The organism is Paenibacillus camelliae (assembly GCF_023715345.1).
GTDB lineage: Bacteria > Bacillota > Bacilli > Paenibacillales > Paenibacillaceae > Pristimantibacillus > Pristimantibacillus camelliae.
In genome coordinates this window covers 162878-179834 of record NZ_JAMBNY010000003.1, presented here as the reverse complement: position 1 = coordinate 179834, position 16957 = coordinate 162878, and the positions used below count along the sequence as shown (strand labels likewise).

At 43.1% G+C, this 16957-nt stretch carries 10 protein-coding genes; 5 read left to right on the top strand and 5 right to left on the bottom strand.

The window, feature by feature from the left end:
- Positions 1-6: 6 nt before the first annotated feature.
- Complete coding sequence (locus tag M3180_RS08655) at positions 7-8265, top strand: GLUG motif-containing protein (protein WP_251666988.1); 8259 nt, start codon at positions 7-9, stop codon at positions 8263-8265.
- 132 nt (positions 8266-8397) lie between these two features.
- Here the strand turns inward: M3180_RS08655 and M3180_RS08650 are convergent, their stop codons facing one another.
- From M3180_RS08650 to M3180_RS08630, 5 genes are all read right to left on the bottom strand, one after another.
- On the bottom strand, positions 8398-10335 hold the full coding sequence (locus M3180_RS08650) for an ABC transporter permease (protein WP_251666987.1): 1938 nt from the start codon (positions 10333-10335) through the stop codon (positions 8398-8400).
- Positions 10325-11086 carry an ABC transporter ATP-binding protein gene (locus M3180_RS08645; protein WP_251666986.1) on the bottom strand — a complete coding sequence of 254 codons (762 nt, stop codon included), beginning with the start codon at positions 11084-11086 and terminating at the stop codon, positions 10325-10327. Before M3180_RS08645 ends, M3180_RS08650 begins: the two co-directional genes overlap by 11 nt.
- Before the next feature lie 106 nt (positions 11087-11192).
- Complete coding sequence (locus M3180_RS08640; RefSeq protein ID WP_251666985.1) at positions 11193-12197, bottom strand: sensor histidine kinase; 1005 nt, start codon at positions 12195-12197, stop codon at positions 11193-11195.
- A complete protein-coding gene (locus M3180_RS08635) occupies positions 12194-12886 on the bottom strand; it encodes a response regulator transcription factor (RefSeq protein WP_251667087.1) in 693 nt (230 codons plus the stop codon). Before M3180_RS08635 ends, M3180_RS08640 begins: the two co-directional genes overlap by 4 nt.
- Before the next feature lie 190 nt (positions 12887-13076).
- Positions 13077-13538 carry a helix-turn-helix domain-containing protein gene (locus M3180_RS08630; RefSeq protein WP_251666984.1) on the bottom strand — a complete coding sequence of 154 codons (462 nt, stop codon included), beginning with the start codon at positions 13536-13538 and terminating at the stop codon, positions 13077-13079.
- Between the two features lie 217 nt (positions 13539-13755).
- Here M3180_RS08630 and M3180_RS08625 point away from each other — a divergent pair, with 217 nt between their 5' ends.
- The 4 genes from M3180_RS08625 to ahpC all read left to right on the top strand — a co-directional run bounded on the left by M3180_RS08625 (position 13756) and on the right by ahpC (position 16893).
- Positions 13756-14631 carry an AraC family transcriptional regulator gene (locus M3180_RS08625; RefSeq protein ID WP_432806920.1) on the top strand — a complete coding sequence of 292 codons (876 nt, stop codon included), beginning with the start codon at positions 13756-13758 and terminating at the stop codon, positions 14629-14631.
- A gap of 244 nt (positions 14632-14875) precedes the next feature.
- Positions 14876-15385 carry a MarR family winged helix-turn-helix transcriptional regulator gene (locus M3180_RS08620; protein WP_251666982.1) on the top strand — a complete coding sequence of 170 codons (510 nt, stop codon included), beginning with the start codon at positions 14876-14878 and terminating at the stop codon, positions 15383-15385.
- A 25-nt stretch (positions 15386-15410) separates the two neighbouring features.
- On the top strand, positions 15411-16037 hold the full coding sequence (locus M3180_RS08615) for a nitroreductase family protein (RefSeq protein ID WP_432806919.1): 627 nt from the start codon (positions 15411-15413) through the stop codon (positions 16035-16037).
- 292 nt (positions 16038-16329) lie between these two features.
- On the top strand, positions 16330-16893 hold the full coding sequence (gene ahpC / locus M3180_RS08610; protein ID WP_251666980.1) for an alkyl hydroperoxide reductase subunit C: 564 nt from the start codon (positions 16330-16332) through the stop codon (positions 16891-16893).
- Positions 16894-16957 lie beyond the last annotated feature (64 nt).

Genomic DNA, 16957 nt, shown 5'->3' with positions numbered 1-16957 from the left:
AATAAGATGAGCAGGTTAATAACAAGACGCTGGGTCTCGATGTTGACGATTGCTGCGATTGTTTTTACGACAGTGATGGGTAATATCGGGCTTTATAGCGTACAAGCCAATGAAGTGGTTAGTACAGACAGCGGGCCATTTGCTGGAGGCAGTGGGACGCCAGAGGATCCATGGTTAATTGCTACAGCGGAGCAGTTGGATGAGGTCAGACATTACCAAGACAAAAATTTTAAGTTAGTCAATGATATTGACTTGTCATCCTACGGTGACGGAAGCTGGGTACCCATAGATCGCTACAACGGCACATTGGATGGTGACAATCATCATATTACGGGGTTATATGTTAGAGGTCAGGATGGGGGACTATTCAACAGGTTAGATGGGTTTGCTAGAGTAACACGTCTGAACTTAGAGGTCGATATTGATGTACCCATGAATAGTGGCGGTATCACCTATCTATTAGATGGAGAAATTCTAGAGAGTTCGGTTACTGGAAGTGTAAAGGGCAGCAATTATTCTGGAGGGCTAGCTGCTAGAATGTCGGAAAATGCTAGAATCGTGGATAGCTATTCGGAGGCAAACGTACGAGGAGGTCGCGGTGGAACAGGCGGGCTAGTTGGGTTGGCACTGGGAACTGCACAAATTATCAATAGTAACAGCTCAGGGGCCGTAAGTGGAATTGGCATAGCAGGAGGATTAGTTGGTAGCGGGGGAGGTAACATTACGAATAGCTACAGTACATCCTCTGTATACGTTGAATCCACCTCTGGCTATGCACATGCTGGGGGATTGGTTGGGAGTGCCTATCAATACTATGAAGCTATCATTAGTAATAGTTACTTTTTGGGAACTGTAGAAAGTGCAGGAGCTGCTGGTGGTTTAATTGGTTACATTAGTAGCGGTAGATGCTTGGTTGAAAACAGCTACAGTAAAGGAGCCATTAAAGGTTATACCAAAGTAGGTGGTTTAATCGGCGAAAGTGTGCCGATGTGCGCAATAGATAATAGCTTTAGTAGTGGAATTGTAAGCGGTGATTTTGACTACATAGGAGGATTAATTGGCTTATCACGTGATGCGGTAATAACAAACAGCTATAGTGTTACTCAGGTTAGTGGGCAAGGCTATGTTGGTGGGTTAATCGGAATGAATTTTGATGCAGATGGCGGAAGAATAGAAAATAGCTATAGTGCAGCTCAGATTAATGGAACATGGCATTTAGGCAGTATTCTAGCCTATAACAATGATTCAGGAACGGGTGATTCAAAGCTCATCATTGAAAATACGTATTGGGATAAAGATAAGACACATACATCGTCAATGTATGGTGGCATAGGCGTTTCAACCGAAGCTACAAAGATGAAGAGCACGTTTAGTAATTGGAACTTTGACACGACATGGGCAATTGAAGAAAATATATCGACCCCTTACTTAAAGAGTATTGATATGAATGTCCAGAAGCTGGAAGCTCCATTCATCATTCATGCTGAGGTGAAGTTAGAGGATCGCGAGCATCTTTATTTAACCTTTAATGATCAGGTAGATATAAGCAGCTTGAAGGGATTGATAATCAAGCGTAATGGTGAGACGTTACAGACCATTGAAGCTATTAATATAAATGGCTCAGAGTGGAAGATTTCGCTTGCAAGTCCAATCCTATTCACCGATAGCGTAACATTTTCCTATCAATCTGAGAAAGGTAGTATTTCAGATGTAAGACAGAACAAAATGCTTTCCGTTAATAACCTCCAGGTTGAGAATAATAATGAATATGCTGGCAGCGGTACACAAGAGGACCCATGGGAAATCGCTACGCCTTCACAATTAAGCGGCATTCGTTTTATGAACATATCAGATCAAAGCTATTTTAAGCTAGTTGCTGATATTGATCTTACTTCTTATTTACAGTCGGGCGGAGTAGGTTATAACGATGGGAAAGGCTGGACATCCATTCCTCAATTTAACGGTCACTTCGATGGAACAGGCCACTCGATTACAGGGCTTTATATGCGAGGGGAGCAAGGTGGATTATTCCAGCAGCTAGGCGAATCCAGTACTGTTCGTGACGTAAAGCTTATCAATACTGATATTGAAGTGTTGGGCCGTGGAGGAGCAGTAGCTTCGATAGCACAGGGCACGATTGAGAATATACATGTAACGGGTAATATTCAAGGTAGTCAACATGTAGGTGGACTCGTTGGTCAATTGGATGGGGGCACCATTCGCAACAGTTATAATCAAGCCAAAGTTACTGGTACAGAGCATGTTGGCGGCCTAGCAGGGACAGCTGTCAATGAAAGTCGCATCTCAGAAGCCTTCAGTAATGGCTCTGTTACAGGGGAACATGCAATAGGTGGTTTACTTGGGTCAGGTGAAGATGCTGAAGTGATAAACAGCTATAACATCGGAAAAGTAACCGGAGAAGAGCTAGTAGGAGGTTTGGTTGGCTTTTTAGGGGCTAATGCATCCATCCGCAGCAGCTTTAATGCTGGTAACATGAGCTCCTCCCCATCAGCTGGTGGCATAATTGGTGGTAAAGACGGCCAGCAGGCTGGATTAGTGGAGAATAGCTATTGGGATATTCGCAGATCAGAGGTTGCTCAGTCTTCAGATGGAGTAGGTGTTCAAACGACACCGATGAAGCAATCACTTATGTACACCGATTGGGACTTTGATCAGATATGGGCCATAGAAGAAGGGGAAAGCTATCCGTATCTACAAGGAATAGATCATAGTGTACAGCCAGACATTGCCTCACCGATTTTAATAGACGCGTTTATCGGTCCATCAGATCGCAGCAAGTTAACGATGCTTTTCGATGAGCCGATTACCATTGTTCGTTGGACGAATGATTATAATCTACTAACAGGACAGGGTGTCACTATTCGATTAGATGATCTCACAAGTATAGATAGTAAAACGATGGTGTTTGACCTTTCCGAGCCGATCAATATTAAGGATACGGTCAAGTTTTCATATGTAAATACGATGTACTTTCAAGATAAAGCCGGCAATTCATTAGCTAGCATAGACGGGGAGCCAGTAGATAACCAATTAATACTGGATGACTTCTTTGACGGTGGTAGTGGTACGTTAGATGATCCTATACGGATTGCTACGCCGGAGCAGCTAGATCTTATCCGGAGCTATGGCGATACGACAGATGTGTATTTTGAGCTTACGAATGACATAGACCTTACGGAATATTTAAGTGAGGGTGGTAAAGGATTCAATGCTGATGGCTGGCTGCCGATTCCGCAGTTCAATGGAACACTAGATGGAGCAGGCTTTGCAATTAAGGGTCTACAGATGAGTAACCGTTACGGAGGATTATTCGTGACTCTAGATGAACAGGCAATGATTAAAAACCTGACACTGCTGGATGTTTCACTAGAGAAAGCCAATGATACTGGAGCAATGGCAGCTTTCGTTAAAGGAACCATTGAGAACAGCACAGTTAGCGGATCAATTACCAACGAGGCTGGCTATGTGCTCGGCGGATTTACCGGACAGCTGCTAGGTAACGGTCAAATTGTGAATAGCCATAGTGATGTACACATTAAAGGAATTTGGCACTTGGGCGGCATAGCTGGAAGTGTGCAGGACAACAGTAAAATTAGTAATAGCAGCAGTGAAGGCTCTGTCGAGGGTACGTCCTCTCTTGGAGGGATAGCTGGACGAGTTATAGGAGCTGCTCGAGTAGGTATTGAAAACAGTACTAGCTCAGCAAGCATAAGTGGTGAAACCAACATTGGTGGTCTTGTGGGCGTACTTGAGGCTGTTGATATGGTTGGCAGCAGCAGTACGGGTGATGTTACAGGTACCTCATATATTGGTGGCCTTGTGGGATTTGGCAATGGCTGCTCAATTCAAAACAGCTTTTACGAAGGCACGGTCAGTGGCGACCAGCGTATCGGTGGAATAGGTGGCTACTTACAGTACGGCTGCGTGATCGATAGCAGCTTCAGTAAAGGACAAGTCAATGGAAATTCAATGGTTGGTGGTCTAGTTGGTAATGCCAATCGTGATACTACGATTGTAAATAGCTATTCAGAGGCTGTCGTCGAAGGACAGACTCAGCTCGGCGGTTTAGCTGGATATTATGAAAGAAGTGTAATTCGCGATAGCTATAAGAAAGGACCTGTAAATGGGGAGGCTGAGCTAGGCGGCTTAATTGGAACGATGCAGGATGGCCAAATAATTAATAGCTTCACAGAGGGATCGGTGACAGGCTTATATTATGTTGGTGGTCTAGTTGGATCAGGCTCTGGGATGGTAGAGGACAGCTATAGCTCTATGTCACTAACTGGTAAGGAGAATGTAGGCGGTCTTTACGGGCAGTATACGTGGGGAACCATATCGGGCAGTTATAGTGAAGGATCGATTACTGGTGAAAGCAATGTAGGTGGCCTAATAGGTCTAGGCTCTAACGGTGGCACGAATATTAAGGACAGCTATAGTGTAGCCAACGTTAGTGGGGTGGATTATGTTGGTGGCTTAGCAGGCTATTATGAGGGTAAGGTTGCTAATAGCTATAGTCTCGCCAAAGTTGAAGGCATCACGCATACCGGTATTATTATCGGCGGAAGAGGAGTACAAGGAGTAGCGATAACCGACAGCTACTGGAATATAGATCAAACAACGCTTGGCTCAAGCTTCGGTGGACAGGGAATGGGAACGACGGCGCTCAAACAACGTTCAACATTTGCCAATTGGAACTTTGACTCCATATGGAATATAGATCAAGGTGCTATGTATCCTTTCTTACGTCGCATAGATCTGGCAAAACAGAAGGATATCGCTCCGCCTACTGTAATTAGCGCACAGATTCCCGTTCAGGAGCGGGACAGAATGATCCTTACGTTTGACGAACCAGCATACGCAGTAGATGAAGAAGGCTTTACTGTCGCAAATAAAGGATCTTCCATTGCTGTGACTGGGATCATTAATCACAACGAGGATCGTACGGAATGGATCGTTCAGCTTGATCAATCCATCAGCTTGCCGGAAACAAAGCTTCATACCGTGAAGCTAGGCTATCAAGCGGAGGAAGGTGCCATTGCCGATGCTGCTGGCAATGGAATGACCAGCTTTACGAATATGACAGTCATCGACCTATGGCTGGAGCAGGAATTTGCCGGAGGCAGCGGCTCTAAGGAAGACCCTTGGTTGATCCTGTTTCCAGAGCATGTAAGCAATATTAGAAACTATGAAGATCAAGAAGGCATTTACTTTAAGCTGGCTGCAAACATTGATTTAGCAGATTATATCGCTTCCGGAGAGGCTGGAGCTTATGGGTGGAGTTCCATCCCATCCTTCAGTGGACATCTAGATGGCGCGGGGTATGAGATTAGTGGACTAAGCGGCGAGCAAGGTTTGTTTGATACGGTTGAAGCTGGAGCCACCATTACGAATCTAGCAGTCGTTAATGTGAATCTTGACTCCTATCAATCTAACGGTAGCTTTGCGAAAACCTTATACGGAACGATTCAGGATAGCTTTGTTAGCGGCTCAATTAATGTAGAGTCTAGCTCCGGGATGGTTGGCGGATTTGTCGCTAATCTAAAGGGGAGCGGTCGTATCGAACGTAGTGAGAATCATGCTACTGTACAGGGTGGAAGAAATGCTGGAGGAATTGCGGGTAATGTAGAGGATGAAGGTGCGATTGCCTCGAGCTATAATGCAGGAGAAATTATAAGCTCAACGATTGCTGGTGGTTTAGCTGGCTCGATCACAGGACTGCCTCGTATAGCGATAGAAGGCAGCTATAACCTAGCGAACATTAATAGCGAAACCTATACAGGCGGGTTGGTAGGCTTGCTGCAGGATGCAACGATTCATAACAGCTATAACGAAGGCGTTGTAGCGGGGAGATCTTTTGTCGGCGGGTTGGTAGGCTATAGCTTGAATAGCTGTGTTGTGCAAGGCAGTTACAATGAAGGCACAGTAACAGGTCAGTTAACTTCAATTGGCGGTCTAGCTGGTGCTAGCTATGCATGTACATTCGAACAAAGCTATAACAGTGGAGCTGTAACAGGCGACAATCAAGTCGGTGGACTGATCGGTATGGCTGCAGGTGTCGGAGGTGCAACATTTATTGATACGTACAATACTGCACCCGTTACAGGTAACAGATCGGTAGGTGGAATTGCAGGGGCAATGTTTGGTGGCTTGCTGCGTAATAGCTATACAAGTTCATCTGTGTCAGCAACGACATCAACGTATATCGGAGCTCTAATAGGTGAAGGACGGGAGCTGAATATGCCGGTCGTTGAGAGCACCTACTGGAATCTTGACCAATATCGTGGTAATAGTGCTTACGGCGGTGTAGGTAAGACGACAAAGGAATTAAAACAGCAGGCAATGTTTAAGGATTGGGACTTCGACAGCATATGGAAGATTCATGATGGGCGCGCTTATCCGTACTTGCAGGGTCAGCAATTCCATGAACCACTTGATACGGTAGAGCCTTATGTGCTAGAAGCTAATATACGGAGTAATGAGCCCGCTCAGTTGTTGGTAGCCTTTGACGAGGAAGTACAGCTAACCGTAGATGGTTTTACATTAATCGTAGATGGTGAAGCTTGGTCATTACTAGAAGCGGCTGCAACGAATAACGCGAACGTTTGGTTAATTAGGCTGGCAGAGCCTGTAGCTATAGAGGCACAGGTTACGCTCACTTATGATGCAGCTGTAGGTCAAGTAACTGATCTAGCAGGTAACGAGCTATTAAGTTTCACCGAATGGCCAGTAACGTTGACCATTTTAAGTAACGATGCAACCGTAACAGCGGTCGGTGATGCATATTCGGTATTAGAAGAAGAGCAATCCATCGTATCCCAGCAAACGGATATTACAACGGAAACAACGGTCCTTGAGCTATTGAGTGAGCTCAACAAGTTTGAAAAGGCACAATGGAAGGTTGTAGCTTCTAATACTACTATTATTACGACGGAGCAGTTCGACTTGGCAGCAGAAAAGCAATCTGCAGATCAGCTTGTAATCGGTGATCAGTTAGCGGTAATGGCTGAGGATGGAACGATCGTGATATATGAGATTGTCGTAAAACCGCTATATCATGTAATGTTCGAAACGAATGGAGGCACCCCAGTTAATAGTCAAATGGTTATTAGCGAGAAACTTGCGGCGGTTCCTACTGCGCCCATTCGAGAAGGATACCGTTTTGAAGGCTGGTTTACAGATAACGGAACATTCGCAGATCGATTTGATCTAGCTAGTGAGTGGATTACTGAAGATACTTTACTCTACGCAAAGTGGATAGTGGAGAACGAGCTTGTTGTATCGGTCACACCTGTAAACAGTATCGTTACTGGTGCTGAGACTAGCTATCAATACGGAGATTCCGTGCAGCTTACCGCTGTGCCATTAGAGGGGTACCAATTCGAAAGCTGGAAGGATGTCGCGACAGGCAAGGTACTTAGTACTCAGCTTGATTACAGCTTCAATATTACGAGAGATATGAGCTTGATTGCAACATCAACTAAGCTTGAAGAAGAAGTATATACGGTACGATTTGTAAGTGAAAGTGGGTATGTGCTTTCCATTCAGCAAATCCCTCGGGGAGGAGATGCTACACCACCACCGAATCCTTCAAAGCCAGATGCTGAATTTATTGGATGGTCATCAGACTACACGAATATCCAACAGCATGTAACCTTCAAGCCTGTATACTCGGAGAAGGTAAAGCAGTACACGGTGACAGTAAACGGAGGAAGCATTCCAAGTGGTGAAACAAGCTACCCATTTGATGCTAAGGTAACGGTAATCGCTGATCAACCGGCAGAGGGAACTCAGTTTTCACACTGGGAAAGCAATCTGAAGACTGTAAGCTATAATGAAGCGTATACCTTCTATATAACTGGAAACACGACGTTAACGGCGGTTTACGATTCCGCACCTATCGTAAAATCTCCAATTATTATGATATCGCCAGATGTTATCGCGAATTCATTGACGTTAAGAATGTCCTTTATCGGTCAGTATGACATGACGTCACCATTTTTATTTATTGAAACGGGTGTTGTTGTCAAGAAATCGGATACTCCGATAACTGAACTGCATTTTGGTACAGAAAACGCGATAAAAGCGAGGTCTAGTGCACAGACGGAGACCGGACAATTTATGATGAATAAGACAGGCGTTCAATCAGGAGAAACATGGTATGCGCGGACATACTTGATCTATATGGATGCTAGCGGGGAAGTGCATACGATCTACAGTGATATCGTTTCTGGAACGATGCCGTAGAGGGATGTAGAAAGTGTCATAGAATCAAGTAGAGCTACAAGTCTTAGAAGCTATAACAGCCCATTGCCCTAGTACAGGCAATGGGCTGCTTTGTATACATTGAAGGTGGCAGGAGGCTCACAAGTAGAGTAGCTATAGCGATGCCTTAATCACCTTTTTGTAGTACAGAACGGATAGGAAGGCGAATATGGAGTATAGCACCGTATACAACAACATGACGATAACCATCGGTGTCCATAGCTCCGTACCGAACATAAACCAGCCGGATTTAACTGCAAAGTAGCTATGAGCTAGGCCAATCACTAATGGAATACCGAAGTTGAACAGCTGCTTCGCCTGAATTCCCTTGAGCAAATCGCCTTGCGTGAATCCAAGCTTTCTTAAAATCGTGTAGTTAGGCTTTTCTTCTTCACTTTCATCCATTTGCTTGAAGTATAGAATACAACCGGACGTGACTAGAAAGCTCAGTCCTAGAAAGCCAACGATAAACATAATTAAGCCCATATTTCGTTTTTGGTTGCTGCTCATTTCTAGTCTTGACTCATGAGGAGTCATGAAATTCGCTTGCTTGTACGCCTCATTCGCCTTTTCTAGCTGTGATTCATCGTCTATCGTAATTCCGATATATAGCGAGGAACCCTTTTGCAGCTCAGGATCAAGGTCCTGCTTCAATTGCTCAAACACACTGTCATCTACTACTGCAAGAGGAACGCCCCCACTAGTATAGTAATAGGATACGTAGAATTCATCTCGCATGCCGAGGTACGTGAGAGGGATCGTGTTATTCATACCTAGCAATTCGATTGTGCCTGAATCTTTAAGCGGCAGCATCTTACGCAGTAGATCATTAGAACCTGTAAAGTACACTTCTCCTGGTGCTACATCTAGCTCAGTGTTGCTGTCACGGATGACTGGAGTGAGCATTATGTTAGGATCGAGCTCCAGCACCTGAGTTTTCGCCTCGGATATTTGCTCGACATTTACATTGGCTTGAATGACCTCGATCGTATGATCCGTATAAGCGATATTCCCTTCCTGCAGTGCTTGCTTGAACTGCTGGGCATCCTCTTCGGAGGCTAAAGCGAAGTCTGCAGCTACATTATCCTTAGCCATTTGCTCTGCGGAATAGAGAGAAATATAGCTCAGTGATAGCAGCCCAATGGCAAGTGCTGATACCGTCGTAATGATCGTAAGCAGTAAGGCGTTCGATTTCATCCGAAACATAATGGTCGAGAGGGATAGAACCTCCGATATGTTTAAGTAGCCATCCTTCTTTTTACGAATGATATAAAACAGGAAGCGAACCGAGCCTTTGTAGAACAGATACGTTCCTAGGATGACGGACGCTAATATGCAGAGCATCGCAATAAACAGCCCGTTAATTGACGTAAAGTCACCATTGAATAGTCTGGATGACAGATAATAGCCAAACAGAATGAGCAGAATTCCGGCTGTACCGTACAGCATCTCAAAAACGGTGACCTTTCGGTTATTTTCCTCTGTTGATGAGCGTACTCGGAATAAGGATAGAATTGACTGCTTCTTAATGAACAAGTAATTCATCAGCATAATCAGTAGATAGATACAAGCAAAGACAACGATCGTCTGCGTCAGCGCTTCCGTTGAAAAGCTTAACGTCGCGTCAGCTTCTACATCGGTAATTTTGAATAGAATTAACATAAACAATCTTGATACGGAAAAACCAACAAAAACCCCAATAGCTAATGAGCTGGAGTACAGTATTAAATTTTCTAGCGTAAGAATGCGGAAAATTTTCGATTTTCGCATGCCAATTAGCTGAAGCAGCCCAATCTCTTTACTGCGTCTTTTAATGAAGATATTGTTCGCATACAGCAAGAAAATGGTCACGATTGCGACAAGCAGCACCGATGCAGCGCGAATCGAAGCTTCGCCCTTCACCGAGCCTTTCGTTGCGTCCATAGCTGGATCATACTGTAGGGTGACAAAAGCGAAATAAAGGGCAACGGTAAAGATCAAAGCAAAAATATACAAAAAGTAATTTTTAATATTCTTTTTTAGATTCTGTACGATGAGGTGATTAATGCTCATGCTGCACACCACCTAGTACACTTTGTGTTTTTATAATGTCCTGGAAGAAATGCTGTCTTGATTCCTCGCCTTTCGTTAGCTGGGTGAAGATGCGTCCATCCTTAATAAAGATTACTCGACTGCAGTAGCTAGCTGCTACCGGATCGTGTGTAACCATAACAATCGTCGCCTTAAGCTTATCGTTGAGATCGCTTAGCTTATCTAATAGATCGGAGGCTGCCTTCGAATCCAGTGCACCAGTCGGCTCATCGGCAAATATGATGCTCGGTTCATTAATGAATGCTCGTGCGGCAGACGTTCTTTGCTTTTGTCCGCCTGAAATTTGGTTCGGGTATTTATCTTTAAGCTCATAGATGCCAAGCTCCTTAGCAAGCAGGCTGAACTTCAGATCAGCTTCCCTCTTAGAGATTTTAGTTACGGACAATGGAAGCAGTATATTTTCCTTAACGGTTAATGTGTCTAGAAGGTTGTAGTCCTGAAAGATAAAGCCCAAATGATGCTGTCTAAACTCAGCCAGCTGTCTTTCCTTCATGACTGTCATATCCTTGCCTTCAATCTGAATAGTGCCACTACTCACCTTATCAATAGAGGAGAGTACATTCAGCAGCGTTGTTTTACCGGAGCCTGATGGGCCCATAATACTAACGAACTCACCCTTCTTAACAGTAACGTCTAATCCTTTAAGAACTTCTTCTTTATTGAATTTATTGCCGTAGCTCTTATGGATTTTCGTTGCTTCTAATATATTCATATCTCCACACCTTTTCATTTAACATTTGATAGCTTCATTATAGGAGACCTCATCTTAGAATTCCTTCGATTCATCATACAAAACAGAAAAGCATGTGACAAATTCGTCACATGCCTGTTATTTGGTCAAATGGATTATGCTTAGGGAATACGAGAGAAAAGGTTGTTCCAGCTCCAGGCTCAGATTGAACCTCGATGTGAATGAGCAGCAGCTTAGCCGCCTTCTCCGCTAAATACAATCCCATGCCCGTTGCTGCATGATCCTGGTGCATAGCGGTTGACGTATAGCCCTTTTCGAAGATGCGAGGTAGATCTCGGGCATCAATGCCACGTCCTGTATCCTTAACTTCAACTACGGCTTGTTCGCCTCTCAGGTAGCTGCTAATGACAATGTCAGAGGAATGGCTGTATTTTACAGCATTAGTAAGCAGCTGCCTCATAATAAAAGCAAGCCATTTGGCATCGCTAAGCACCTCTTGCACTTCAAGATTAAGCTCAAAGCCTATCCCTTTCTGCATACACCATGATTGCAGCTCAATCATTTCCTTCGTGATGAGTGATTTAATTTGGATGAGCTCGATATAAAGATCATTTTCCATAAAAGGAATTCGCTTTTGGTGCAGCTGTTGATCGAGGAGGAGGTGAATTCTTAACCACTCATACATGATTTGTGATCGTATCGCCTCATCATCTACACGATCCACGATTAATCGCATCGCAGAGAGCGGTGTTTTAACCTCATGAATCCACGATAATAGCTCATCCTTTTCCTGCTCAACGAGCATTTGATTATACTCAGCTCGCTGCTTAAGTCTTTCCGTCTGATTGATGACACTAGCCTCAACTATTTTTTCGAACGGACTGCTAGAATGAGCTAAAGCAGCGAGATCTAGGTCGTTTTCCCATGCTTCCATGCTTTTGTAAAATTTTGTCTCTTTATTGTAGCGGATAGCTAGAAAAAGAATGAACACTAGTGCTGATAGAAAAACAATATAAAGTATCGGCATAAATGGGATCTGAGGATCGACATACGATATGAAGAGGATTAACCCATGGATAACAACAAACAGTAGAATCCAGCTGCGCCTCTCCACGATATAATGCTTAATCAACGGTAATCATCCTCTTCCTTCGCAACATAGCCTTGTCCCACCTTCGTTTCGATAAAGCGATCTAGCCCAAGCTCCTCTAGTTTTTTTCTCAATCGATTAACATTTACAGTTAATGTATTATCACTGACATAACGCTCGTCGTCCCACAGGCTTCTTATTAATTGCTCACGACTAACGATTTTGTTCTTTTGCTCGATAAGACATTTCAATATAAATATTTCATTTTTCGTAAGCTCTATCGCTCCGGCTTCATTGGAAACGGTGTTTTTCTCATAATCGACCGTTGCACCGCACCATGTTCGAATAAGTATCGGCTCATTGTTATAGTGATAGACTCTGCGAAGCACCGCTTGAATCTTCGCGATAAGCACATCGAAATGAAAGGGCTTCTGAATAAAGTCATCTGCACCAAGCTGCATCGACATTACCATATCGGTAGGGTGATCTCTAGAGGACAGGAATAGTATCGGTACATTGGAATGCGAGCGGATTAAGCGACACCAGTGGAAGCCATCGTATTTCGGTAATTGTATATCGATGATCACGATATCTGGCTTAATGCTAGTGAATTGCTGAAGGACGTCATTGAAGTCGGTAATCCCATGCACATCATACGACCAGCCCATCAGTCTATCTTTTATTTCATTAAATAACGATGTATCGTCTTCAATTAAAAGTATCTTAAACAGAATCGTCACCACGCTTATTATGTCATTTTTCTAAATTGTATAGTATCTTCCATCTCTCTGCTAGTTTGATTTCTTAAATGTCTTGTGTTGGCTGTTAGGGTGGATAAAGAAGAAAGGCTCCCAATGAAAGGAGCCTTGAATATCGTGAATAGCACGTTGTTCGTAGATGTGATTGTATACTGATATTGTTTTAATTACCTACAGCTGAGTCCACTGCCGCAAGAACTTTACCGACAAAAGCAGGCGTTCCCCATATAATATAACGCCCTTTATTCTCTTTTTCGTCGAAAAAGTATTGAAACTTCGCTTTTCCGCGATTGGGATCAGGTTGATTCATATGCCACATAATCGCTTCTGAAATTTTGAATGCTTCAGCTTGTTCTACATAACAGTCGAGTACTGAACAGACCTGAAGTTTCCCATCAACCTCACTGTCCTTACCATCCATAAATGCTTGAACGTCCTGGATCGCATTTGATTTTATGTGCTCGAGCTTACTACCAATGAACATTTCTGCATCCTCCCTTCGTATTCTCCATTCACCGCCAACCTTAGTTGCTGGAAGTTGATTGTCGCGAATGTACCTTCTAATCGTTCTGGGATGCATTTCGAGTATCTCAGCTAATATGTCTACCGTTAGTAAATCAGCCATATTATCACTCCTCGTGTCCGTTTGATTACATATTATCATCCATTGTTACATATGTAAATGATTTACATGTAATAAAGTGGGAATTATTTGTTGCGGGAAGGAACTGCAAAGTGGACATGGAAGTTAGTAGTGCCGGTTACCCTGCAATAATTGATTCTGAAATATCGGATGCTAATTGCTACATCCTGCTATTGTTTAATTGAGAGGAGGTTATATGATGAATATGCTAAATCATTTAAATAGTGCATTAGCTTACATTGAGCAAAACCTTGAGCATGATATTGACGAGCAAGAGATAGCTAGGCGTGCATGCTGCTCGATCTACCACTTTAAGCGGATGTTTTCGTTCCTAGCGGGTATTACTTTGCAGGAATATATACGCCGCAGACGACTATCGCTTGCGGCGATGAATCTTCAGGACAGCACAATTAAGGTAATAGATGTTGCGATCAAATACGGTTACAATTCCCCAGATGCATTTACACGAGCATTTCAAAGCCTACATGGAATGACGCCTACAGAAGCGAGAAGCAATACTAGTCCACTAAAAGCATATCCACCAATGACCTTCCGATTATCGATAGGAGGAAGTGATCCAATGAAGTTTAGAATCGTCAAAAAGGAATCGTTTCAGGTGGTCGGAATCAAAAACAAGGTGACAGCCATTAAGGATGGTGAGCATCCAGGTGTCGAGCAGGTGTGGCTATCTACTAGTGATGAAACGTACAATCAACTCAAGTCTCTCAGTAATCAGGATCCTTCTGGTATTCTTCATGTTGATGTAGGCGATGTGGGGAGAGGCAACCCAGAATACGACTATTACATGGGGGTAGCTACAAAGGAGCCCTGTCCGGTTGGATTTACAACATTACTTGTGCCTGAGCTAACATGGGTTGTATTCGAGGTGAAAGTACCTTGGTCACCTGATAAATGGAAGCAAATTTATGGGGAATGGTTTCCATCCTCAGGCTATGAACAAGTTGAGGGACCTAAAATACAAGTTGGACCGGAAATCCAAGTTGGTCAAAAGCAAGTATTTACTGAGGAAAAAGAAGTCGAGCTGTGGATTCCTATTGGAAAAATTCAACGTTAAGATTGTTTCTAACATAGTAAATCCCCTCTAGTTAACAACGATAAGTAGATAGTATACTCAATCGTTGTAATTATGAGGGGACAAATTCAACCAGTGGCACTATCATTGTTAGTGAAATGTGTATTCCCCCAGTATGCTTCGTCAATTGGCGAATGCCATCACTCAAGTCGGTTTGTGAAAATTTACATAATTTTGAAGGCGATGCACTTCGCTAGCTTGCAAATAATTAAATGAGGGTGTATGATTGACTAATCAATCGTTGACTAGTCAATCATTGACTAGTCAATCATTGACTGGTCATGCTTTAGATGGGAGTGATCACTGCATGGAGAAATCACATCAAGAGCTAAAAGAGTTGTTTTTGATGATAAAAACGATTGATCGAAGGATTGCACAGTGCTTCGAGCAAAGGGCAGGCATTAGCTTAACGCGTTACGAATTGCTAAACGTCATTTTAAGCAATGGGAAAACCCCACAATCTGTGCTGCAGCAGCAATTAAATATCGATCAAGCAGCAATCACAAGGCATCTAAAGCTGCTCGAAGAGCAACAGCTCGTTTATCGTCAACGTAATGAGCATAATAATCGTGAGATTATTGTCCAAATTACTGAGATTGGCAGAGAACGACTAACCTCCTGTGACGATAACAGGAAACAATTTATGAATGAGTTATATGCGGAGTTTACGAACGAGGAAATCGATCAGCTGCAATTGCTCATTAAAAAGCTGAATGACAATACAAGTCGTTGGTAAATACATCGAAGAGGAGTTGTTTATGGTGATACAAACACATACAAAGCTAGAAGAAATTATGCATGCTCGTAAATCAGTGCGCAAATATAAAGAAGGGGTAGTCATTCCTCGTGAGAAGCTGGAATATCTACTTGAGCAGGCAACGTCGGCTCCATCCTCAAGCAATTTGCAGCCTTGGCGTTTTCTTGTCATTGATAATCCCGAAGCAAAAAAGGATTTACGTGCAATTGCGAACAATCAAGAGCAAGTAGAAACCTCGTCAGCGATTATCGCTGTTCTAGGCGACATGACGATGTATAACAATGCGGAGCAAATTTATAACGCTAATTTTGAACATGGCTATATGGCACGTGAAATTGCCGACCATATGATTAAAAGCTCAGTTGCTCTATATGGAGGATTGCCAGAGGATGTTCTTAAAAACATTGTAACCTTTGATGCTGGATTAATCTCGATGCAAATCATGCTTCTAGCAAAGGACATGGGCTACGACACTGTTCCAATGGGCGGCTTTGATAAAGTGAAGTTTGCCGAAAAGTTCAACCTGCCACAGCATGAGATTCCGATTCTTCTGATTGCGATTGGTGAGGCAGCAGCACAGGCTTACGGTTCATCACGTCTTCCTCTTAAGCAAGTTGTACGCTTTGTTTAACACGAGGGTACAAGTCAGTGCGCGTATAAATTTTTCATAATTGGTCATATTTATTAAAGTAGAAGAAGCAAGGATCGACACAAAATAGACGTAAGTAAAGTAGCTAGAGTGAATTCTATTCTCTATGGTTTTTCCTGTAGAGAATAGATTGTCATAGAAAATTTTAACTTTAGTCACGCATTTAAAGTTGACTAAGCGCGAATAATGTAAGATAATTTAATTAATAATTATAATTATTTCAATGTAATTATAATTACACGAAAAACTAAAGAGAAAGTGGGAGGAAACTGTCATGGCATTAATCGGTAAAGAAATTCAACCATTTACAGCGAAAGCTTTCCAAAAAGGCGAGTTTATCGACGTATCTTCAGAAAACTTTAAAGGTCAATGGAGCGTAGTATGCTTCTATCCAGCTGACTTCACATTCGTATGTCCTACTGAGCTAGAAGACCTTCAAAACCAATATGCAACACTAAAAAGCCTTGGTGTAGAAGTTTACTCCGTGTCTACAGATACACACTTTACACACAAAGCTTGGCACGATCATTCTCCAGCGATCGGCAAAATCGAGTACATCATGATTGGTGACCCTAATCACACAATCTCTAGAGCATTCGACGTACTTAACGAAGAAGACGGCTTGGCTGAGCGTGGTACATTCATTATCGACCCAGACGGAATCGTTCAAGCTTATGAAGTAAATGCAGGCGGTATCGGCCGTGACGCTTCTACAATTGTTAGCAAGATCAAAGCTGCTCAATACGTTCGCAACAATCCAGGCGAAGTTTGCCCAGCTAAATGGGAAGAAGGCGCTGAAACTTTAACGCCAAGCTTAGACCTAGTAGGTAAAATCTAAGTATCTAACTGAACGAACATTGCACAATAGAGGCGACAGGAACAATCCTTGCGGTTGTTTTTGT